Origin of the sequence: Dermabacter sp., assembly GCF_032550575.1 — a bacterium.
In the GTDB taxonomy this organism is placed as follows: Bacteria; Actinomycetota; Actinomycetes; order Actinomycetales; family Dermabacteraceae; genus Dermabacter; species Dermabacter hominis.
Genome location: NZ_JAWFZC010000007.1, coordinates 17,155 through 40,681, shown reverse-complemented (window position 1 = coordinate 40,681; position 23,527 = coordinate 17,155). Strand labels below are relative to the sequence as shown.

Annotated in this window: 12 protein-coding genes, 2 tRNA genes and 1 pseudogene; 13 read left to right on the top strand and 2 right to left on the bottom strand. The window is 63.1% G+C overall.

The features are described from left to right. Positions 1-47: 47 nt before the first annotated feature. The 8 genes from E6X30_RS08585 to E6X30_RS08550 all read left to right on the top strand — a co-directional run bounded on the left by E6X30_RS08585 (position 48) and on the right by E6X30_RS08550 (position 13,392). Positions 48-5,318 (top strand): S8 family serine peptidase, encoded by a 5,271-nt coding sequence (locus tag E6X30_RS08585; protein ID WP_316336032.1) that lies wholly within the window; start codon positions 48-50, stop codon positions 5,316-5,318. A gap of 599 nt (positions 5,319-5,917) precedes the next feature. After that, positions 5,918-7,993, top strand: coding sequence for a DNA topoisomerase (ATP-hydrolyzing) subunit B (gene gyrB, locus E6X30_RS08580; protein WP_016663533.1), 2,076 nt, complete (start codon positions 5,918-5,920; stop codon positions 7,991-7,993). A 71-nt stretch (positions 7,994-8,064) separates the two neighbouring features. After that, positions 8,065-10,695: a DNA gyrase subunit A gene (gene gyrA, locus E6X30_RS08575; protein ID WP_101687198.1), complete on the top strand. Its 2,631-nt coding sequence runs from the start codon at positions 8,065-8,067 to the stop codon at positions 10,693-10,695. Between the two features lie 22 nt (positions 10,696-10,717). Then, entirely contained in the window at positions 10,718-11,500 is a 783-nt protein-coding gene (locus tag E6X30_RS08570; RefSeq protein ID WP_316336031.1) for a DUF3566 domain-containing protein, read from the top strand. 115 nt (positions 11,501-11,615) lie between these two features. After that, positions 11,616-11,689, top strand: a tRNA-Ile gene (locus E6X30_RS08565). 43 nt (positions 11,690-11,732) lie between these two features. After that, entirely contained in the window at positions 11,733-11,837 is a 105-nt protein-coding gene (locus E6X30_RS08560; RefSeq protein WP_316336030.1) for a DLW-39 family protein, read from the top strand. Positions 11,838-11,844: 7 nt separating this feature from the next. Beyond that, positions 11,845-11,917: transfer RNA gene (locus E6X30_RS08555), tRNA-Ala, on the top strand. A gap of 194 nt (positions 11,918-12,111) precedes the next feature. After that, on the top strand, positions 12,112-13,392 hold the full coding sequence (locus E6X30_RS08550) for an ATP-binding protein (RefSeq protein ID WP_316336029.1): 1,281 nt from the start codon (positions 12,112-12,114) through the stop codon (positions 13,390-13,392). Between the two features lie 227 nt (positions 13,393-13,619). Here E6X30_RS08550 and E6X30_RS08545 read toward each other — a convergent pair whose 3' ends face one another. Then, complete coding sequence (locus E6X30_RS08545) at positions 13,620-14,399, bottom strand: hypothetical protein (protein ID WP_316336028.1); 780 nt, start codon at positions 14,397-14,399, stop codon at positions 13,620-13,622. Positions 14,400-14,504: 105 nt separating this feature from the next. Here E6X30_RS08545 and E6X30_RS08540 point away from each other — a divergent pair, with 105 nt between their 5' ends. Next, positions 14,505-15,710 carry a hypothetical protein gene (locus tag E6X30_RS08540; protein ID WP_316336052.1) on the top strand — a complete coding sequence of 402 codons (1,206 nt, stop codon included), beginning with the start codon at positions 14,505-14,507 and terminating at the stop codon, positions 15,708-15,710. Between the two features lie 33 nt (positions 15,711-15,743). On the opposite strand, the pseudogene E6X30_RS08535 reads toward E6X30_RS08540, so the two are convergent. Next, positions 15,744-16,301: pseudogene (locus E6X30_RS08535) on the bottom strand (SCO6880 family protein); the annotation flags it as partial. Between E6X30_RS08535 and E6X30_RS08530 the strand changes: the two are divergent. The 4 genes from E6X30_RS08530 (at position 16,288) to E6X30_RS08515 (ending at position 23,526) form a co-directional block, all read left to right on the top strand. Continuing rightward, complete coding sequence (locus E6X30_RS08530) at positions 16,288-16,686, top strand: hypothetical protein (protein WP_316336027.1); 399 nt, start codon at positions 16,288-16,290, stop codon at positions 16,684-16,686. The pseudogene E6X30_RS08535 and the gene E6X30_RS08530 sit on opposite strands and share 14 nt — an antisense overlap. Before the next feature lie 138 nt (positions 16,687-16,824). After that, positions 16,825-17,064: a helix-turn-helix domain-containing protein gene (locus tag E6X30_RS08525; RefSeq protein ID WP_316336050.1), complete on the top strand. Its 240-nt coding sequence runs from the start codon at positions 16,825-16,827 to the stop codon at positions 17,062-17,064. A gap of 31 nt (positions 17,065-17,095) precedes the next feature. Further along, a complete protein-coding gene (locus E6X30_RS08520; protein WP_316336026.1) occupies positions 17,096-20,698 on the top strand; it encodes a helicase-related protein in 3,603 nt (1,200 codons plus the stop codon). Continuing rightward, complete coding sequence (locus tag E6X30_RS08515; protein WP_316336025.1) at positions 20,695-23,526, top strand: DUF1156 domain-containing protein; 2,832 nt, start codon at positions 20,695-20,697, stop codon at positions 23,524-23,526. The genes E6X30_RS08520 and E6X30_RS08515 overlap by 4 nt, the downstream gene beginning before the upstream one ends. Position 23,527: the final 1 nt, after the last annotated feature.

Genomic DNA, 23,527 nt, shown 5'->3' with positions numbered 1-23,527 from the left:
GGTGTTCTCGGTTTGATTCCTCGCAGTTTTATTCAAAGGAGAACAGCGTGTCCCCAGGCTTTATGCGCAAGGTGCTTGCCGCGTTGTCGGTGAGTGCTGTCGCCGCGGGTTTTGCCGTCCCGGCAGCGCTCGCTGCACCTACCGATGACCACGAATCAGCGCCGGCGATCTCGCAGATTCAGCGCGCGGCGATTCAGAAACAGCGTGAGAAGCGGGGCACCCGCCCCGTGTCTAACGAACGTGTGCGCGTCGTCGTCATGCTGAAGGAGCAGCCGTCGGCCCCGAGCGAATCCGGCGAGAAGATCCGCCTTTCGAGTCAGGCAAAGTTGCTTGAGTCGTGGAAGGCGAAGTACGACCTGAAGGTGGATCGACAGTTCGGGTATCTCGTCAATGGCTTCAGCGCCGAAATGCCCGAGGGCAAGATCCAAAACCTCGCGACCGAGAAGCAGGTCGCCTCGGTGCGCCGCGAGCGCGTGTACTACCAGAGCGAGTATTCGGCGCGTGAGCTCCAGGGTGTTGCCCAGGCATATAAGGACTTCGGCGTTGACGGCGAAGGCACTGTAATCTCGATCATCGACTCGGGCGTGTACGCCCAGCACCCGGATATGCGCCTTGACGACGGTGTCTTCAAGAACGCAAAGATCACGAGCATCAATCCCGAAGCGGCCGGCAAGTTCAATGAGAAGGTGCCGACGGGCTACAACTACGCGGACGACAACTTCGAGGTCATGGACCTCACCGATTCGCAGCACGGTCAGCACGTTGCGGGTATTACCGCAGCGAATGGCTCCGAGGGGGACACCCCTGACTTTGCCTCCACGGGCCGTATCGATGGCGCAGCACCAAACGCGCAGTTGCTGGCGATGAAGGTCTTTTCGAACGACCCGAAGAAGTCCTCGGGGGCGAATGATGGCGACATCATCGCCGCGATCGAAGACTCGGTGAAGCTCAAGGCCGATGTCATCAACATGTCCCTCGGCAGCCCGAACGGTGTTCCGGATCTTTCCGACGGCGCCTATGAGGCCATGAAGAAGGCCCGCGAAGAGGGCGTGATCACGCTCGTGGCAGCCGGGAATGAGGGGCAGAACTTTTCACTCGAGGGTGGGCCGGACGACGTGCTCGGTCGCCTCGATGACGGTACGGCGGGCAGCCCCTCGACGAACGATTCCGCGTTCTCGATTGCCTCGGTGAATAACTCGACGCTGAGTGTGCCGCTCGCCTATTTCGAGGCGAACGGCGAGCGCACCGATATCGGCTACCTCGAGGGCGTGGGTGAGCCCGACGCCAAGCCTCACCCGTATCAGTACGTGGGTCTCGGCCGCCCGGAGGACTACAAGGACGGCATCGACCTCAAGGGCAAGTACGCGCTCATTTCGCGCGGCGAGATCTCGTTCGCGGAAAAGTTCCAGTACGCCCTTGACCACGGCGCGGAAGGCGTCATGGTGTTCAACAGCGATGGCGAAGAGGGCTACCGCGGCATGGCGGGCATCGACAAGTTCAAGACCTTCGGTGCGGCCCTCACGAACGAGCAGGGCCACCAGCTTCTCGATGCGCTCAAGGCTGACCCGAACGCGACGATCACCTTCACGGACCAGATCAAGCAGGATCCGGCACCCGACGGCCTTGAGCCCAGCTCCTTTACGTCGTGGGGTACCCCGAACGACCTGTCGTTTAAGCCTCAGCTCGCGGGTATCGGCGGCAACGTGTACTCGACCGTCGGCGAAAACGAGTACGAGAACATGAGCGGCACGTCGATGGCGACTCCGAATGTCGCGGGCCTCAGCGCGCTTCTCACGCAGAAGTTCGAGGAGCGCTTCCCGGACATCACGGGTAAGGAACGCGTCGAGCTCATCGAAACCTCACTCATGAACACCGCGAAGATCCTCGAAAATGAGGACGGCGTTCCGTACCTCCCGCGCCAGATCGGTGCGGGTCTCGCGGAGGTCGATCGCGCGCTCGCAACTGACGTCACCGCTACCGTTGACGGCGAGGCAGCCGTCGCACTCAAGCAGATCAACGGGCCGACGACCTTCACGGTCACGCTCACGAACCGCGGCGATCAGGACCGCACGTTCAGCATCCCCGCACAAAAGGTGCTCGGGGAAACGAATGAGGCGGGAAAGCCCACTCTTGCCACGGTCTCGAATGAGACGCTGGCGGCGTCGGCCTCGAACGTGACCGTGCCCGCGGGCGGAACCGCCACGGTGCAGTTCACCCTCACCCCGCACACCGCTGCGGGCAATCACTTCATCGAGGGCTGGGCCCAGTTCAAGGGCGAGAATGGCGCGCTTGACATTGCCGTTCCCTACCTCGGTTTCGTGGGTGACTGGAATGAGGAGAACATCATCCAGGAGCCAGGTAAGCCATGGATCGAGGATGGTCCCGCCGACAACACGAACCTCGTGGGCTCCCTCGGTGAGGCCACGACCCAGTTCAACAACCCTGATGAGAAGCCGCTCGCGCTCTCGCCGAACGGCGATGGCGTTCTCGACACGGTGGCCCCGGGCATGCTGCTCATGCGCAACGCGGATGAGGTCGAATACGAGATCCTCGACGCGCACGGCACGGTCATCGCGAGCCTCGGCAAGGATGAGATGCTGCGACGCATGATCGGCTCGAAGGTGCCGACCGCGTTCGACGGCGACCTCACGTTCATGGGCCGTTCGTTCGACGGCACGCTGTGGGATAAGTCGACGGGCGAGCAAACGCCGCTTGCCGACGGCTCCTATACGTTCCGCCTCAAGGCACGCATCGCCGAGGGCTACGAGCCGCAGATCACGGACCTGCCGTTGACGGTGGACACCGCGGCGCCCACGATCGACATTCTCGACAAGGAGCCGGGCCGCGTGCATTTCACGGCCGTCGATAATCAGGGCGGCACGGGCATCCTCGACGATCCGATCGTGCTCGACGCGAGCGGAGAGAAGGTCACGGTCGAGAAGCAGGCCGACGGCAGCTTCGTCGCCACGTTCGATCCGGCAACCCCGTACGTCACGGTGGGCGCCGTCGATCGCGGCTTCAACGAGGCCTCCATCATCGTCACGTTCAGCGATGCGCCTTTGTTCGTCAACGTGAATGGGCACAGCATCCCCGAGGGGGAGAGCGCGTACGTGGGTAAGGATTCCGACGGTGCCCTCGAAGTGTCGGGCGTTGTCCAGGGCGAGGTTTCCCGCGTCACCGTGAATGGTGAGGAAGCGAAGATTACCGATGGCACGTTCGAGTACGTCGATAAGGCCTACAAGGGCCCGAATCCGTACACGCTCGAGGTCATCGCCTACGACGCTTCCGGCAAGGAGGTCGCACGGCGCACGATCATGGTCGAGCAGGACGCGCAAGCGCCCACCATCACGATCGACAAGAGCGCGCTCAACGACAATGGCAAGCTCGTTGTGGGCGAGGACGGCAGCTTCACGCTCTCCGGCACGATTACCGATGAGCGCGAGAATGCCAACCTGAAGGCGTGGATCTTCAACGAACCTGTCGAGGTCAAGCCGGATGGCACCTTCACGTACACCGGGAAGGTCGATCCGAGTGTTCCCGTCGTGACCGTGGTGGCGAGCGATGGCGCCACTGAGGGCACCCTCGATGTCGAGATCGAGGGCCGCGAGGCGCCCGCCCCCGAGGAGAAGCCCGAGGACAACGGTTTTGCTCGCCCGACCTACGACATCGAGACATGCGATGCGGAAGAGAACTGGTGCGATATCAGCTCGAAGAGCGAGGGCGTAAGTGAGGATGGAAAGACTCTCCACCTCACCGGCAAGATCCAGGATCCCGTGAGCTCGATCGAATTCATCCCGACGTCGCGTGCGAAGGACGGCACGATCACGAGGAACGAACCGATTGCGGCAACGATCGAGGGCGACACGTTCAGCGTTGACCTCCCGATCGACGTGGGAATCATCGATTTCCACCAGATCGTGAAGGACGACAAGGGCAAGGAGCAGTTCAGTGGCTCGTTCCGCCTATGGGTGGATATCAAGCCGCCGAGCCTCCACTTCACGGAGCCTGGCCTCGTCGGCGGCACGCTCTACACGAACACCGACGACGTGACCTTTAAGGGATCGATCAGCGATGACGGCTGGGGTCACTACCTTGCGATCAACAACGAGTACCTGACCGACTTCGTGCGGCACAACCACCCCGGTGAGGAGGTTAATCGCCAGGAGTTCGAGCACCTCGTGACGGTGCGCGACGGCGACAAGCTCCTCGTGTACTCGAACGACTCGATGGGCAATGAGCTCGTTGCGATCATTCCCGTTGTTGTCGATAAAGAGGCGCCCACCGTCGGCATCGACACCGTCAAGGACATGGAGGTGATCCGCGACCAGCGCGAGCTCGAAGCGTGGGGCGAGGATCCAAACCTCGCCAACGTCGCGGTGAGCCTCAACGGGAAGGAGATCTACAACGAGGACACCGAGCTGACGAGCAAGGCCGCAACGATCGACGGCGTGCTCGCGCCGCCCGAGACGACCGACGGCGATAATGCTGGCGAGGTCGCCCCGAACAGCGTGAATGCTGAAGAGGCGGCTTCCGATGCAGGCGATAGGAGCGTGCCTGAGCCGACGACCGTCGTGGATGGCTCCGAGACAAGCACCGCGCAAACTCGGCTCGGCACGCGGATCAAGACGGCCGATCTTCCGGCTGGTTTCTACACGGCAAGCGTGAAGGCGACGGATCTTGCCGGCAACGTCACGACCCACACCACGACGTTTATCGTCGACGACGATGCCGTGATCGACGGACCCGACACGGTGGCCTTCGAGGTCGAGCACGGTGCGCTCGCTGACCAGGCAGCCGCCGCGAAGACGGTGCTCAGCCACTTCACGGTGACCGACGACGGCTCGGCGTTCAAGGACGGCGACACGACTCTCGCGCTCGCGCCCGGCACGGTCCTCGTGCCCGGCGAGCAAAAGGTCACTCTCGTCGCGACGGATGCCGATGGCCGCGCGGTTGTGCGTGTCGTGACGGTGACCATTACCGAGAAGCAGAAGGCGCCCGAGTCCAGCACTCCGGAGAACCCGGCGAACCCGGGCGATGATGCTCCCGAGCGCCCCGCGAATCCGGATACCGATGGCGGGATGAACCCCGGTAAGCCGCCCGTGAAGGGTGGCGGCGAGGGTTCTCAGGCCCCGGGTAAGTCCGACGGTTCCTCGGCCGAACGCCCGTCGAGGATTCCGTCGAAGGATGCCTCCTCTCATCGCGGTTCGCATATGCCGCGCACGGGTGCGGAGATCGCGGCTACCGCGGGTGTTGCGGCGCTCATCGTGCTCGGTGGCGTGGTGGCCGTCGTTGTTGCTCGCCGGAGAGGCGGCAAGTAGCAAGCGGCGAATAGAGAACAGGGCTGTGATGTTGTAAGGCCCTGATGTGGCTCGGAAACGGGCCGAGAAATGGTGGGGTGCTGGAGGCCGGCAAGCGTCGGACTCCGCACCCCACCTTTTTCCCTTTGAATTGCATAGGGGTTGTGGGGGTTATTCCGCCCCGCCCCTTTGGATTGCATAGGGGTTGTGGGGGTTATTTCGGTCTGGCCCGGTCCGCTCCGCCCCGTCCTGCTCCGGTCCGCCCCGGCCCACTCCGCACCGCCGGGTGGTTCAAACCCCCGTTAGCCCTATGCAATTCGAAGTTGTCGGTCGCCCAAACCCCCACAACCCCTATGCAATTCAAGGGGGGAGGGGTTGTGCCGCCCGACACACGCCACCTCGATCTGTACGCATGAACGCACTTTCACCGATGCTGTGCGGTAAAATTTGAGGGTTGAGAGTGGTCGAGACTCGCTCAGCGGCCCGCAAACGGCCCTGAGAGGCCACGGGCCCCCACGGTGGGCCTGGTCCCCTACACAGGGGTCGTCGTGGTTTACGGGCCCTCGATCCTCACACCCGGGCTCAACCGACCCGGCGTTGACCATCAAGGAGATTCCTTCGTGAGCGAAGCCCAGGAAAACGCACCGCATTACGACGCCTCGGACATCACCGTCCTCGAAGGCCTCGAGGCGGTTCGTAAACGCCCAGGCATGTACATCGGTTCGACTGGCGAGCGCGGCCTGCACCACCTCGTGTACGAAATCGTCGACAACTCGGTTGATGAGGCGCTCGCGGGCTACGCGAGTGAGATCACCGTGGACGTCCTCGAGGACGGCGGCGTGCGCGTGATCGACGATGGTCGCGGTATTCCCGTGGCGATGCACCCCACCGAGAAGAAGCCCGCCGTTGAGCTCGTGCTGACGGTGCTCCACGCGGGCGGCAAGTTCGGTGGCGGCGGCTACGCGGTCTCGGGCGGTCTGCACGGCGTGGGCTCGTCCGTCGTGAACGCGCTTTCGAAGCGCCTCGAGGTCGAAATTAAGCGTGACGGTTACGTGTGGCGCCAGCAGTACACGCACGGCGTGCCGAACGCCCCGCTCGAAAAGGGTGAGGAAACCACCGAGACCGGCACGAGCGTGACGTTCTGGGCCGACGGTGACATTTTCGAGACCACCGAGTACGAGTTCGAGACGCTGCGTAAGCGTTTCCAGCAGATGGCCTTCCTCAACAAGGGCCTCAAGATCACGCTCACCGATCACCGCCCGGTCGAGGATCCCGTTGACGATGATCTTCCTGATCTCGACAATCTCGACCAGGATGTCGACGAAAACGATGGCATCAACGATGCGGCGCGCCCCACCGAGGCTGGCGCCGACACCGCGGAGAAGCCCAAGACGAAGTCCGTGACGTTCCTGTACGAGCAGGGCCTTGAGGATTTCGTCAAGTACATCAACAAGCAGAAGCGTGCCGAGGTGATCCACCCGGAGATCATCAGCTTCGAGAGCGAAGACACCGACCACATGATCTCCGTGGAGATCGCGATGCAGTGGACCTCCGCGTATTCGGAATCGGTGCACACGTACGCGAACACGATTAACACGCACGAGGGTGGCACGCACGAAGAAGGCTTCCGCAGCGCGCTCACCGGCGTGATCAACCGCTACGCGCGAGCGAACAACCTCATGAAGGAAAAGGACGCGAACCTCACGGGCGAAGACATCCGCGAGGGCCTCACGGCCGTTGTGTCCGTCAAGCTCGGCGAGCCTCAGTTCGAGGGCCAGACGAAGACCAAGCTCGGTAACACGATCGCGCGCACGTTCGTGTCGAAGGTGATGACCGACAAGCTCGCGGACTGGGCGTCGGCCCACCCGAATGAGATGAAGACGATCGTCACGAAGGCGCAGTCGGCGGCCGCGGCCCGCGAGGCAGCCCGCAAGGCGCGCGATGCGACCCGCCGCAAGTCGCCGCTTGAAACGGGCGGGATGCCCGGCAAGCTTCGCGACTGCTCGAGCCGCAACCCCGCGATCAGCGAAATCTTTATCGTCGAGGGTGACTCGGCAGGCGGTTCGGCGGTTTCGGGCCGCGACCCGAAGACCCAGGCGATCCTCCCGATCCGCGGCAAGATCCTTAATGTCGAAAAGGCGCGGCTTGATCGCGCTCTCGACAACGCGGAGGTGCGTTCGCTCATTACGGCGTTCGGCACGGGCATTGGTGAGGATTTCGATCCCACGAAGCTGCGCTACCACAAGATCATCCTCATGGCGGATGCCGACGTTGACGGCCAGCACATTTGCACGCTTCTGCTCACGCTGCTGTTCCGGTACATGCGCCCGCTCATCGAGCTCGGGCACGTCTTCATCGCGATGCCGCCGCTGTACCGCCTCAAGTGGACGAACGCGCCACACGAGTACGTGTTCAGCGATGCGGAGCGCGACCGCAAGCTCGAAGAGGGCCGCGCGGCCGGTAAGCGCATCCCGAAGGACAACGGCATCCAGCGCTACAAGGGTCTCGGCGAGATGGACTGGCGCGAGCTGCAAACCACCACGATGGACCGGGACCTTCGCACCCTCAAGCAGGTGACGATGGACGAGGCCGCCGACGCCGACGCGGTGTTCAGCGTGCTTATGGGTGACGACGTCGATGCGCGTCGCCGGTTCATTCAGGAAAACGCGAAGGACGTGCGCTTCCTCGATATCTAAACCGGTGCCCCGAGGGGTAAGCAGCGGTTATTGAGAGAGCATTCACGCGAGGAAGAGTAGGGGAGAAGGACATGAGCGACGAGAACATCGAGGACCAGGGCCCGAAGAGCGCCGAGGATCTCGAACACGCGATCCCGCAGGGCCTCACCACCACGGTCGACGCGATCGATGAGGACGAGGGCGATCAGATCTTCCAGGTTGATCTGAACAAGGAGATGCAAAAGAGCTACCTCGATTACGCGATGAGCGTGATCGTGGGGCGTGCACTTCCCGATGTGCGCGACGGCCTCAAGCCGGTGCATCGCCGCATCGTGTATGGCATGTACGACGGTGGCTACCGCCCCGAGCGTTCCTTCAGCAAGTGCGCGAAGGTCGTTGGCGAGGTCATGGGTAATTACCACCCGCACGGCGACTCCGCGATCTATGACGCGATGGTGCGCCTCGTGCAGCCGTGGAACATGCGCTATCCGCTCATCCTTGGCCAGGGAAACTTCGGCTCCGCGGGTGACGACGGTGCCGCCGCCTCGAGGTACACCGAGTGCAAGATGTCGCCGCTCGCCCTCGAGCTCGTGCGCGACATTAACGAAGACACCGTCGATATGACGGGCAACTACGACAACACCGTCGACGAGCCCGTGATTTTGCCGGCGCGTTTCCCGAATCTTCTCGTGAACGGCTCGGCCGGTATCGCCGTGGGTATGGCCACGAATATCCCGCCGCACAACCTGCGCGAGGTGGCCTCTGCCGTTCAGTGGCTGCTCACGAATCCTGAGGCCACGAAGGAAGAGCTTCTCGAGGCTTGCATCGAGCGTATCCAGGGCCCCGATTTCCCGAACGGCGCGACCATCACGGGCCGTAAGGGGATCGAGGAGGCGTACCGCACGGGCCGCGGCTCGATCACGCAGCGCGCTGTCGTGAAGACCGAGGAGATCAACGGGCGCCTCGCGCTCGTCGTGACCGAGCTTCCCTACCAGGTCAACCCCGACAACCTCGCGCGCAAGATCGCCGAGCTGGTCAAGGCCGGCCGCCTCCAGGGCATCGCCGACATCACCGACGAAACGTCGGGTAAGACGGGTCAGCGCCTCGTGCTCACTCTCAAGCGCGATGCTGTGGCGAAGGTTGTGCTCAACAACCTGTATAAGCAGACGCAGCTTCAGGAGAATTTCTCCGCGAACATGCTCGCGATCGTCAACGACGTGCCGCGCACGCTCTCGATTGACTCGTTCGTGCGCGAGTGGACGAAGCACCAGATCGACGTCATTGTGCGCCGCACCCGCTTCCGCCTGCGCAAGGCCGAAGAGCAGATCCACATCTACCGCGGCTATCTCAAGGCTCTCGATGCCCTCGACGAGGTCATCGCGACCATTCGTCGCTCGCCCGACGTGGACGAGGCCCGCACGGCCCTTATCGCGCTCCTGGATATCGACGAAATCCAGGCGAACGCGATCCTCGCGCTGCAGCTTCGCCGACTCGCCGCCCTCGAGCGCCAGAAGATCACGGAAGAGCACGATCGTCTCGCCGCGCTCATCCTCGAGTACGAAGAGATCCTTGGCAGCGAGCAGCGCCAGCGCGAAATCGTGAGCGAGGAGCTCGAGGCGATCGTCGAGAAGTACGGCGATGAGCGCCGCACCCAGATCGTGCCGTTCGATGGCGATGTGTCCGTTGAGGATCTCATCCCCGAAGAGGACATGGTCGTCACCATCACGCGCGGCGGTTGGGTCAAGCGCACCAAGACCGACGAATACCGCGCGCAAAAACGTGGCGGCAAGGGTGTGCGCGGCGCGAGCCTGCGTGAGAACGACGTGGTCGACCACTTCTTCACCACGACGACCCACAAGTGGCTGTTGTTCTTCACGAACTTCGGCCGCGTGTATCGCATCAAGGGCTACGAGCTTCCCGAGGCGCCGCGCGATTCGAAGGGCCAGCACATCGCGAATCTTCTCGAATTCCAGCCCGATGAGACGATCCGCTCCGTGCTCGTGATCGGTGGTTATGACGAGGCCGAATATCTCGTGCTCGCTACGAAGCACGGCATCGTGAAGAAGACCGCGATGAGCGCGTTCGACTCGAACCGCAGCGCCGGCCTGATCGCGATCAACTTGCGTGAGTTTGAGGGGCCCGACGGTTCCCTCGTCACCGATGAGCTTGTGGCGGCCCGCGCCGTCAACGGTGACGATCACCTGTTGCTCGTCTCGAAGAACGGCCAGAGTGTGCGGTTCCCCGCTTCCGACGACGTTCTGCGCCCGATGGGCCGCGTCACGGGCGGCGTGACCGGCATGAAGTTCCGTGGCGATGATGAGCTTCTCGCGATGGATGTCGCCCACCCCGACACGTTCGTGTTTACCGTGACCGATTCCGGCTTCGCGAAGCGATCCTCGATTGACGAGTACCGCGTGCAGGGCCGCGGTGGCCTGGGCATTAAAGTCGCGAAGCTCCCCAACGACCGCGGTCACCTCGTGGGCGCCGCGATCGTTGAAGAAACCGATGAAGTATTCGTGCTCATGGAGAAGGGCAAGGTCGTGCGGTCCTCCGTCGCGGGCGTGCCGTCCAAGGGCCGTGACACCATGGGCGTTGTCTTCGCAAAGCCCGACCAGAAAGACTCGATCATCCTCGTCAACGTGTTCAAGGAAAGTGAGCCGGATGACGACGAGGCCGACGAAGCTGGCAGTGATGATGCCGGCGATGCCGTAGTCTCGGACTGATCGAATGAGCGAGGAGAACACCGTGAGTTCCACTAGCGACGATAAGACCCAGCCGATCGCGAAGCAGGGCGGGCCCGACCAGAGCGCCGAGTCGCGCACGACTGCGCTCTCGGAGGGCGTAACGAGCCGCATTGACGCGATCAAGAGCGGCGAAGGCGATGCGCCGAAGTCGACCTCCCGCACCAAGAAGAATGCTCAGGCACCCGGTGCCCAGGAGGCAAACGTGGGTGGCGGGCAAGCGTCGGACCATGCCGCAGGCCCACGGGGCGGGCAGAGCTATGGCGGAAAATCCGCTGGCCAGAACCGTGGCGCGAACCCCGGTCAGCCGAACGGTGCGCCGATGGGCGCCCAGCCGGCACCGCGTAGCCGCACCACCCACCAGCCCGCCGCACGCCCCATGCCGGGCGCCCACGACACCGCGCCGGTGCAGGACGCCCCCCGCCAGGGCAGCCGCCGCGTAAAGCTCACGCTTTCGCAGCTTGATCCGTGGAGCGTCATGAAGCTGTCGTTCCTCGTGGCGATTTCGTTCGGTATTGCGCTCGTGGTCGCGGTGGCTCTTCTGTGGCAGGTCGTCAACTCGATTGGCCTGTGGGATCAGGTCAACCAGATCGCCTCCGACCTCAACAGCGGCAAGCCGCTGCCGTTCATGGAGTATCTCGAGTTCTCGAAGATGCTCTCGTATTCGGTGATCGTGGCCGTCCTCAACGTCATTCTCATTACCGCGCTCGGCACGCTGTTTGCGTTCCTGTACAACATCGTGGCCTCGCTGCTCGGCGGCTTGAAGGTCACGCTGACGGATAACTAAGCCGCAGCACCCTGGCCCGTGTGGCGTCCCATACACATGCGCGCTCGCGTTTGTGCGAGGGGCCTGCACTGGGCTAGAGTGTTTCCTCGTTGGAGTTACGCAAGTTGCTCCAGGAGGGCCTATAGCTCAGTCGGTTAGAGCGCTGTCCTGATAAGACAGAGGTCGCTGGTTCAAGTCCAGCTAGGCCCACTCAACGAACGGAGGCATCGTGAAGTTTGTACGAGCACTTCTCATGCTCATCGCCTCCACCGCCGTCGGCCTTTTTGCCTGGCGGAAAGTTGAAGAAAAACAACTGCGAGACGATCTCTGGCAAGAAGCCGAAGAACGGACTCGCTGACATACCGGGGGCTATGGCGCAATTGGTAGCGCACCTGCTTTGCAAGCAGGGGGTTACGGGTTCGAGTCCCGTTAGCTCCACAGATAAAACCCCAGGTTGGCTAGAGCCGGCCTGGGGTTTCTTCATGCCTTGATACGCACGGCCGGTGGTGCCAAACCGAGGTGGCAAATCCTCGGAAATGGGGTGGCAAATCCCCGCTCTAAGGGTGGCGAATCCCCGGAAATGGGGTGGCAAATCCTCGCTTTTTCTGCGTGCAGGAGCATAGAATAAGCGCATGAACTCGGTAAACGCCCACATTCCCCGGCATGCGGTGTCAATCGCGCGAGAGATCCTCGAGGACTCGCCTCTGCTCGTTGTGCAGGGCGCGCGCCAGGTGGGGAAATCAACGCTCGTGGGGCAGGCTGTTGATCCACAACACGCTCATATGGTCACCCTCGATGATCCGCTTGAGCGAGCGTTCGCGGAAGCGGACCCGGCAGCGTTTTTACAACAGGCGCAAGGTAAGACCCTTGTGGTCGATGAGGCGCAGCGCGTTCCTGCGCTCGCACTTGAGTTGAAACGCACGATCGATGCTGACCGGCGCCCGGGACGATTCGCGATCACCGGATCGTCCGATCTGCTGCGCACTCCAGGTGTTTCCGATTCTCTCGCGGGGCGTGCGGAGTTTCTCCGCGTGTATCCGCTTACGCCGGGCGAAATTACGGAACGGCCAGAGCCCGAGGACTGGGTCTCGTGGATCCTTGATGGCGCGGCGGGCGCAAATGCTGGCAGGGTCTCGTACTGCGGCGGGGATGAGCTTCGAGTCATGGTCCTCGCCGGTGGCTACCCGCTTCCAGTGCAGCGTGAAGGGGAGCGTCGCAAAGCACGGTGGTTCGATTCGTATGTCACTTCACTCATCGAGCATGATGCGCCTCAGCTCGCGGGAGGCCAGTTCCCTTCCCAGTTGCGAGCACTCCTGCGGCACATCGCGGAGCAGGGGCAATCGGAACTCGTGAAGGCGAAAACGGCACGTGCTCTCGGGGCTGGCGAGACGGCACTCGGGGACTATCTGGCTCTCGCTGAGCGCATGTACCTTCTTGATGTTACGCCCGGGTGGGGAGTGGGTTTCACGAATCGCGTGGTCAAGCGCCCGAAAGTCGCCGTGGCTGATTCGGGCCTTGCCGCGTTTTTATCTGGGCTCACGCTCGAAAAAACGCGCGTCGCGGGAGGCGCGGAGCTTTTCGGGGCAACACTTGAGTCGTTTGTGGGGGAGCAACTGCGAGCGCAATCGACCTGGTCACGGGAGCGATTCAGCCTCCACCACTATCGCGAACGAGATCGGGAGATCGACGTTGTTGTTGAACTCGCCGATTCTCGCTTGATTCTCATCGAAGTGAAGGCGTCCGAAACCGTGACGGAACGCGCGTGGAAAAACCTTGATGTGGGATCAGCTCCCTTCAAGGATCGAGTCGCGGCGCGCGTGGTGCTGTACTCGGGAACACGTGCAGTCACCATGAAAAACGGAGGAGCCCCCCTCCACGTTCTGCCGGTTTCGAGTCTTTGGCAGCACCCTTAAAAGAGCGCTTCTCGCCTTTCCGCCGGCGGGTTCGGGTGCAATTTCATGCCTCGAGCCGTTTCGCCGCGGAGCTTGAAGACAAAGCCTTGGCGCACAAGCTCCCGAAGGTCGCTAAGGCACGCCAGGGCTTTTGCGCCGCAGCATCAGGCGGCATGCATCTCAATTAGAAGTAGGTCACGCACCAGCCCCCGCGTCTGCTTGGTTGCCGTGATCTTGGCCGGCTCGAATCACGAAGCTTCCCGCTTCGCCGCCGGAATGTCGGCCCGCTTCGGAGCGCCCGGCGACGAGTACGACACCAGCAGTTCCGGCCCGCCCTGTACCGGAGCCGGTCCGACCTGTTCGGCGTCCTGGGGCTGTGCCTCTGGTTCGGTGTAGCGGCGCAGCAGCGAGGCGTAGCCGACGTGCGGGTTGACGACCAGTGCGTAGTCGCCCGAGAGCACCATGCGATCGTTGGTGCCCTGGCCGGGTTCGTCGTAGACGTTCCCGTTCTCCAGCGCGGCCTGCGTGGTCTCGTCGCCGTAGTCCCACTGTGCGAGGAGGTCCACCGCATCGACATGCCCCAGCTCGCCGAGGATGCGGAACGGCCTGTCGGCCTCCTCGCCTAGCAGGAAGACCACGTTGACCCACCGCGACGGCGCGGCCTCCTCGACGACGGGCTCGGGGTGCCAGGCGATCCGGCCCGCAGCGACGAAACCTTCCGTGAGCCGGTCGTAGGCCCGGTCGACGAGGTTCGCGGCCCGACGCAGCTCTTCCGCAGCAGCGAGGGCGTCTCGCACTCCTGCTTCGTGATTGCCGGCGTCGTTGAAAGCGTGCGCGGCCGTGCGCTCATGAACATCGGCGATCTGGTCGAGCGCCTGCCCGAGCGAACGCATCCCCGAGGACAGATCACCGATCACCCCATACATCTCGGCAGGCTGATCGAACCTCCGACTCGCGTGCGCGAGCCCCCGCAGCGCCTCGGACGCCTCAGCAGTATCGGCAGTCGAATCGAAGAACGTGGGCATCATGGGCCTCCTGGAGCCGTGTGACGGGGAGGTGCGCAGGACTCCCACTCGGCTGTCAGCGGTCACGAATACTCTTCAGTCAGGACGCACACAGAGGAGGAGCGGCAGGTGGCTGATGAGATCGAGTTGATCCATGACGGCGAGGGGTTGGCTGTCATCGGCAACCCGTCGGCCGTCGAGCGCTTCCTTGATTCAGCGGGGCTGTTGTCCATCTCCCGTGAGTTTCGTCTCGACAGGCTCGGATCAATGCTCGGCACGGGGTCGATGATGGCGGAAGCGGCATCCAACATCGCTGAGAACGCTGGCCGGTACGTGAGACTCACCAAGGAGTCGGCCGAGCAGGTCAAGGAATTCGGCCTGATGCCTACAAAGACCAAGGGCATCAGCCACGCGATGCTGGGCGACCCCGGCTCCATCAGCAAGTGGATTCAGATCGAGGATGGTCCGGCATCACTTCTCATGAACCCCGCGATCCTCTCCGGCGCTGCCGGAGTGATGGCTCAGGTTGCTCGGCAGCAAGAGGCGCAGGAGTTGAAGCAACTTCTTGTCGCCATCGACGGAAAGCTCGACGACGTACGCCGTAGGCAAAGAGACGAAGTCCTCGCCAAGATGGATCGCGTCAGCCTCGTCATCGACGAAGCGATGGCGATACGCGAACACGGCGGGGACCGCGAAACCGCTTGGGACAAAGTCAAGACCGAGGTGGGCACAATCGCCGAGGTCCAAGCAGACGCACTACGTGCTTTAGAAGCCTTCGCCGACAAGGCCAACGACCAGTCGGGCATGGGTGCACTCGCAAGGGCGACCCAGGACATTGAAGCAGAAGTCGGCATCTGGCTCGCCGTGCTTACGCGATGCTTCCAGTTGCAGAACGAGTATGCGGTGCTGGAGTTGGATCATGTCTTCGACAAAGCGCCGGCTTCGCTGGATGGACATCGAATCAGTCTCGATGTTGCGCTCCAGCAGCGACGCAGCAAGATCGTCCTGAAGACAGGGCACCTCATGACTCGCCTCGATCAGGCTGGTGGTATCGCGCGCGAGAACGTCGTGCTGCATGCCCGCGCCGCACGTAAGGTAATCAACTCGATCAACAGCGTCAGCGACTCCATTGACGACTTCCACGCGCCATTTGCGATCGAGTCTGACCGGGAAGCACTGACCAGCACTCGTTGGATAGACGCAGTGCGCGATCCGCAGCAGTTGCGAAACGCCGCAGCAGACGCTAGGCCGATGGCTGCTGCTGTGGGTGGTGGTGTCCTGGTCATCGGGACCCTCGTCAAGGCGGTCCTCAAGAACGGCGACTCGAAGGGATAGTCTGGCGGAGACGCCTGAGTGACTGAAGTCACCCCTACGGCAGAGCGGGAGCGCGGCGGAGGTGAACACGGCGGCTTGCTGGCCGACGAGGAGCCGGGTCTCGCACGACGCCTGGATGGCCGCTTGTTCGATGGCGGCGACCGCTGCGTCGAGTTCCTCGACGGTGGGTGCGGAGACGGCGATGATGTTGGTGTAGCGGAGGATGCCATGGCCGGCGGTGAGGTCGGCTTCTTGCTGGAGCACGTCGTGGTTCTCGGCGGTCTGGGAGGCGTCCTCGATCTGGCCGATCTTCGCGCGCTGGGCCTGGTCGGAGATGTGCTCGACCTTCTTCTTGCGGATGTCGCGAGCAGCCGCATCGGATCGCATTGGGGTGCAGATCAGTGAGAACGACCGTTGGATGCCGGCGGACAGCAGTACCGGCGACAGGAACCCCGGATAGACGAGCGACCTGGACCATTCGCTGACCCAGAGCACGGCGTGGTGGGTGGATTCGGTGCGCAGCTTGCCCCAGGTCTCGGTGACCGCAACTGGCCCGGCCGTGGCGAGGGACTGGCCGAGCCTGCCGTGGAGTTCCAGGGTGGCCGCGATCGTCCTCGTCTCACCCGTCCTCGACTGGACCGAAGTCATCAAGGCCAACTGCGTCCATAGCGGACTACCCGCAGCAGCCGGCCACCTGGCGATCCCGTGGCTCACCGTCACCCCACTGGCACGTGCAGTCGGGTTGCCGGGCCACATCCCCGTTCGCTCCTTCGACTGGACCGCACGATCAGCAGACCTCACCACGCCGACCCTGATCCTCCACGGCACGCGAGACGGATCCGTACCGATCCAGCTCTCACAAGCACTCCGACACGCCCGCCCGGGCCTCGTCGAGCTGGAGTCCTTCGACGCCGGCCACACACTCTGCTGGAACTCCGACCCCGACCGGGGGCAGGAAGCAGTGACGACCTGGCTTCAAGCACGTGTCCCGCGCTGATCGCTGAACGGAGCGACCACCCTCGGCACCCATCTCGTTCGGCCACGCCCGGAGAAACCCAACTCAAGCCGTACCTTCACCGTTATCATCGTGAGTGTTGGCCTGCCTGGGCCATCGAGCGAGGGAGGACCAACCTAGCTGTCCGCAGACGACATCGCCGCCCACCTCGGGGTCACCAAAGACACCGTCTACACCTGGATCGCCGAGAAGGCCATGCCCGCCCACAAGGTCGGACGCCTCTGGAAGTTCCAAGCCAGCGAAATCGACGACTGGGTTCGACGAGGTGGGGCTGCCGCCGCTCCGAACCCTCCGCACCGGGGTGAGCGCATCGCTCGCCCCGAGCCACTAACATTTTGTCGGTGGCACCACATATCCTGATCCACTGCCCAAAATCGGAAGGAGGCACCTCGTGACAGAAGCGACGACCGGCACGACATTGACGCTTGCGACGCTGCGTGCGGGCCAGCGCCTCCGTGGCTTGGTGCCGGGGCAGACGGTCACCCTGATTGCCATCGATCCCATCGACGCCGAGCTGTTCGAGGTCTTCTACCGTGACGACTCCGGTCGCAGCGGCGCTCGTGCGATCACCGACGCCGACGCGGCACGGTTCGAAGTCGCGGCCGACTCCGACTCCGCTCCCGCCTACGACGCCGACCCGGACGAGTTCCGGCTCGCAGCCGAGGCGCTGCGAATCAAGTACGCCGCGCTCTACGACCCGATGGTCGCGGTCAACAGTTCGGACGTTGACCCGCTACCGCACCAGATTCGCGCCGTCTACGAGGAGTTGTTGCCGCGCATCCCGCTGCGGTTCCTGCTAGCCGACGACCCCGGCGCGGGCAAGACGATCATGGCTGGGCTCTATCTGAAGGAGCTGATCCTGCGCTCTGACTGCGAGAGAGCGATTATCGTCGCTCCCGGCGGGCTCGTGGAGCAGTGGCGGGAGGAACTCAGCCAGAAGTTCGATCTGCGGTTCGAGGTCTTCAGCCGCCAGATGGTCGATGACGCCCAGGGGCGCAACGTCTTCGCAGAGCACCCGTTCCTGATCGCCCGCATGGACCAGCTCTCCCGCAGCGAAGACCTGACCGAGCAGCTCGGTGAGGTCACCTGGGATGTCGCGGTCGTTGACGAGGCCCACCGTATGTCGGCCCACTACTCCTCTTGGGCGGGCGAAGTCGATGAGACCAAGCGCTTCAAACTCGGACGCCTGCTGTCGGAGACCGCGCACAACTTCCTGCTGATGACCGCGACGCCGCACGCGGGCAAGGAAGAGGACTTCCAACTGTTCATGTCGCTGCTGGATCGCGACCGGTTCGAGGGCCAGTACCGGCAGGGCGTGCACCGCACCAACACCGACGGTCTGATGCGCCGAATGGTGAAGGAAGACCTGCTCACCTTCGAGGGCAAGCCGCTGTTCCCCGAACGCAAGGCCTACACGGTCGAGTACGAGTTGAGCCCGGCTGAGCGAGACCTTTACGAACAGGTCACCGACTACGTCCGCACCGAGATGGGACGGGCCGAGCGGATCGCTCAGGCCGGGGACAAGAAGCGCGGCAACAATGTCGGGTTCGCGCTCACCGTGCTGCAACGCCGTCTTGCCTCCAGTCCCGAAGCGATCCTGCGGTCCCTGGAACGACGCCAGCAGCGCCTCGACACGAAACTGCGCGATATGCAGCGCATCACCGACGATGCCCGCTTCAGCACCTCCATCTCCTCGCACATCGACGAATGGACGACAGGCCAGACGACGCTCGACTTCGGGAGCGACGCGCTGCCCGCGTTCTCGGTCGATAATTTCGAGGACTTCGACGAGGAGACGACCGACGAGGAGCGAGCCCAGTTCGAGGAGCAAGCAGACCAGGTCGTCGATCTTGCCACGGCCGCGCAGACGATCCCTGAGTTGCAGGCTGAGATCGCGATTCTCGAAGACCTCATCAAGGTCGCCCGGCGCGTCCGGCGGCAAGACGATGACAAGAAGTGGGTGGAGTTGCGCAACATCCTCGACGAGCAGCTCCTGACCCACGATGGCTCAGGTGATGCTCGCAAGATCATCATCTTCACCGAGCACCGCGACACCCTCGATTACCTGCAAGCCAAAATCACAGCCCAGTTCGGGCGTGCCGATTCGGTCATCACCATCCACGGCGGCACCCGCCGCGAAGATCGCAAGCTCGCCCGTGAACGCTTCACCCACAACCCCGACACCGTGGTCCTGCTCGCCACGGACGCCGCTGGCGAAGGCCTGAACCTTCAACGTGCGCACCTGATGGTGAACTACGACCTGCCCTGGAACCCGAACCGCATCGAGCAGCGCTTCGGCCGCATCCACCGCATCGGCCAGCGCGAGGTCTGCCACTTGTGGAACATGGTCGCCCGCGACACCCGCGAGGGAGACGTGTTCACCCGGCTGCTGGCGAAGATCGACCAGATGTCGATCGCCTACAACGGCAACCTGTTCAACGTGCTCGGCGACGCCGACGCCTTCCAGGAGCGGTCGCTGCGTGACCTGCTTATCGAGGCCATCCGCTATGGCGACCAGCCCCAGGTCAAGGACAAACTCGACCGCATCATTGATGCCGGCGTCTCCCACGGCCTCGACGAGATGCTCGCCGAGCGCGCACTCCACCCTGAGATGTTCTCCGCGCTCAACCTCGATGAGGTGCGGGCACGCATGGAGAAGGCCCGCGAGCGCCGACTTCAGCCCGGCTACATCTCAGCCTTCTTCCTCCCCGCGCTCACACGGCTCGGCGGACGCATCCGCAAGCGCGAGAACGGTCGCTACGAGATCACTCGCGTCCCGGCCCGCGTCATCGACACGGCGCGTCGCCTCAACCGATGGGCACCCGTCGCCGAGCAGTACGAGCGCATCACCTTCGAACTCTCACGCATGCACCCCGACGGTCTCGCCGACGCCTCCCTAATCGCACCGGGCCACCCGCTGCTGCACGCCGTGATCGAGGCCACCATCGATGACCTCGGCCCCACACTCAAACAGGGCACGGTTTTGGTTGATCGACGTTCCAAGCAGTCCGATGCGCCGATGCTGATGTTCAGCGTCGAGCAGCGCATCGAGAACACCGCCGCCGATGCCGACACGGTTTCTCACCACTTCGACTACCCACTCCTCGAACAAGACGGCACCGTCACCGTGTCCGCAGCACCGCCCTACCTCGACTATGACCGACCGGACTCGACTGAGACCGAAGCCATCGCGGAGATCACGGGCAGCGACTGGGCGCGGCAGAACCACGAGAAGCTCGTGCGTGCCTGGGCCTACCGTGAAGGGCTCCAGCCCCGCATGGACGAGATCAAGACCCGGCTCGACATCGAGACCGCGCGCACCCGAACGCAGGTGAAGGGTCGCCTGCTGGCCGAGATCAACCACTGGGATAGCGAACACAACCGCCTCGAAGCCCTCGAACGAGCAGGCACCGTCGGTCGGCTCCGCGCCGAGACCGCGCTCGTCCGGGCCCGCCAGCTCGACGAACGGCTGAGCCACCGGCTCGAACAGCTCGACGAGGCCACCAACCTTGTCGCCGTGCCCGCCGTCATCCGCGGCGCCGCGCTCGTCATCCCCAGCGCACTCCTCACGACTGACAACGAGTCCGAAGCCCAGACCTTCGCCCGCCATATAGAGGAGGTCGAGCGACGAGCCGTCGAAGCCGTGCTCGTTGCTGAGCGGGCACTCGGACGCGAACCCGTCGAGATGCCGCGCAACAACCCGGGCTACGACATCCAGTCCACCGACCGGAACGGCTTCGTCCACTACATCGAGGTCAAGGGCCGCATCGAAGGCTCCGACACCTTCACCATCACTACGAACGAGATTACGTTCGCCCAGACCCAAGGTGATCGGCACCGGCTCGCCTTGGTGGAGGTCTCTACCGATGGAGCCGCTAACGACCAGTTGCGCTACGTGAGCGACACCTTCACCCACCTTGAGCCATCCGCGACCACCCGTTCCTACAACGAGGTCTGGCGCGACTACTGGGAGCGCGGAGGACCACCGCGATGACCCACACCACCGACAACAACCAGCCCGACGCCAACGAGAGAATCCCTGTGACCACCGCACCCAAGAAGAAGCTCATCGAAGTCTCGCTGCCACTCGAAGCAATCAACGCGGAGGCATCGCGCGAGAAGTCGATCCGCCACGGCCACCCCTCGACACTGCACCTCTACTGGGCACGCCGACCACTCGCTGCCGCGCGCGCAGTCCTCTTCGCACAACTCGTCGACGACCCGTCATCACGCCCTGACGAGTTCCCGACGGTGGAGGCGCAGGATGCTGAGCGCGCTCGACTTCACGCGCTCCTGGAGAAGCTCGTCGTGTGGGAGAACAGCAATAACGAAGAACTCCTCGCGCAGGCGAGCGCCGAGATCCGCAAGTCAAACAATGGCGAACTTCCGGCGGTGCTTGACCCCTTCGCGGGAGGCGGTGCGATTCCACTTGAAGCGCAAAGGCTTGGTCTCGAAGCCCACGCAAGCGACTTGAACCCGTTGGCCGTCCTCATCAACAAGGCACTCATTGAGATACCACCAAAGTTCTCGGGACGACCACCGGTGTTCCCTGGAGTTGCAGGCACGAAAATGTCGTGGGACCGGGCTAAGGGACTAGCTGAGGATGTGCGCAGGTACGGGGAATGGATGCGCGACGAAGCCGAACAGCGCATCGGTCACCTATACCCTAAGGTCAAGGCTGAGGGTGGTACAGAACACACGGTGATTGCCTGGATCTGGGCTCGCACAGTCAAGAGCCCAAACCCCGCGAACCCGATCGAGGTGCCGCTCGTGCGCTCGTGGTGGCTGAGTAAGAAGAAGGGCAAAGAAGCCTGGGTGCACGCCGAGGTCATCAACGGCGAAGTTCACTACGAAGTCCGACAGGACGCGCATGGACCCAGGGGTGATGACGACGGGACGGTCGGACGCCAGGGCGGGATCGCTATCAGCGACGGCACACCCATGTCTCTGAACTACATTCGCGAAGAAGGGCGAGCTGGGAGGATGGGCGTCCACCTCATCGCCGTCGTGGGCGAAGCAACCCGCGGACGCGTGTACGTGACCCCGTCACGTGAGCACGTTGAAGCGGCAGTCGTTTCTCGACCGACGGACGTTCCTGAAGGTGATCTGCCGAAGAATCCGCGGGACTTCAAGACTCCGAACTATGGCCTGACAGCGTGGGCCGATCTATTTACGGATCGCCAGCTCGTGGCGCTCACGACGTTGAGCGACCTCGTGGGCGAGGCCCGGGAGCGTGCACTCACCGACGCACTTGCGGCAGGCATGGAGCCCGGAGCGCGCCTCGAAGACGGCGGCACCGGAGCCGAAGCCTACGCCGATGCCGTTGCTACTTATCTCGGTTTGGCTGTCAGCAAGATGACCGACTACAACTCATCACTGACAGGCTGGAACACCGCACGTGAAGGAACGCGTGGTGTCTTCGCGCGGCAGGCGATCCCAATGGTGTGGGACTACGTCGAGGTGAACCCGTTCTCGGGGTCGTCCGGCAACTTCGTCGGACAAATCGACTGGATCGTTCGAGCTATCGATCATCTTCCGGCTACGCCTACTGGGTTCGTCACGCAGTCCGATGCGGCCTCTCGCAGCTATCACGGGCTTGCGATCTCAACTGACCCGCCGTACTACGACAACATCGGATACTCAGACCTCTCAGACTATTTCTACGTGTGGCTCCGCAGGTTGCTCGGATCAATTCAGTCGAAAACCGTTGGCACCATGCTCACACCAAAGTCCGAGGAGCTGGTAGCCAATCCGTATCGACATGATGGAAAGGCTGGCGCCGAGAAATTCTTTATTGAGGGATTCAACTCGGTCTTTGCGCGAGTGCGTTCAGGGGCAATCCCCGACCTACCTATGACGGTCTATTACGCCTACAAGCAGCAGGAAGCAAAGTCCGAAGGTACTTCATCCACTGGCTGGCACACCCTGCTGAATGGCCTGATCGATGCCGGATGGGAGATCACCGCGACTTGGCCCATGCGCAGTGAGCGCGGAGGCCGAATGATTAGCGTCGGAACGAATGCTCTTGCGTCCTCAATCGTGCTGGCGTGCCGACCGCGCGCCGAGGATGCTCCCACCACGACGCGGCGGGCCTTTGTTGCGGCTCTGAAATCGGAACTTCCCGAAGCGCTCAGAAGGCTGATTCAAGGATCAATCGCTCCAGTTGATCTGGCGCAAGCGGCTATCGGCCCAGGTATGTCCGTGTTCTCCCGCTACTCGCGAGTACGTGAGGCAGATGGGTCGGACATGAGCGTGAAGGATGCGCTCCTGCTCATCAATTCGACGCTCGACGAGGTGATTGGCGAGCAAGAGTCGGACTTCGACCCGGACACGCGCTTCGCAGTGAAGTGGTACCGGCAGTACGGCTGGGGACAAGAGAACTCCGGGATCGCGGACCAACTTGCGCGCTCCTCCGACACTTCCATAGGCACTCTCGAACGCGGCGGCATCTTCGAGGCGAAGGGCGGTAAAGCCCGTCTGCTGCCGCCGTCCCAACTTGACGACGAGTGGGACGCAGCAACCGACGAGCGTGTCAGCGTATGGGAGGCCACGGTTCGTCTCGCGGCGGTGATGGCGAAGGACGGTGCCGACAAGGTGGCGGAGCTGCTGCCGTCGGTGCAGACCCGCGTGAACCTTGACGCAGTGAAGGAACTGGGCTTCCTGCTGTTCCACGAGGCCGAGAAGAAGAAGGACACGGAGGACGCCATCCTCTTCAACGGCCTGGTGAGTGCTTGGGGTGACGTGAACGAACAGGCTCGCAAATACGCCCCGACGCCGCGCTCGTCCCAGCAGGAGTTCGACTTCGACGAGGACGAGGACTGAG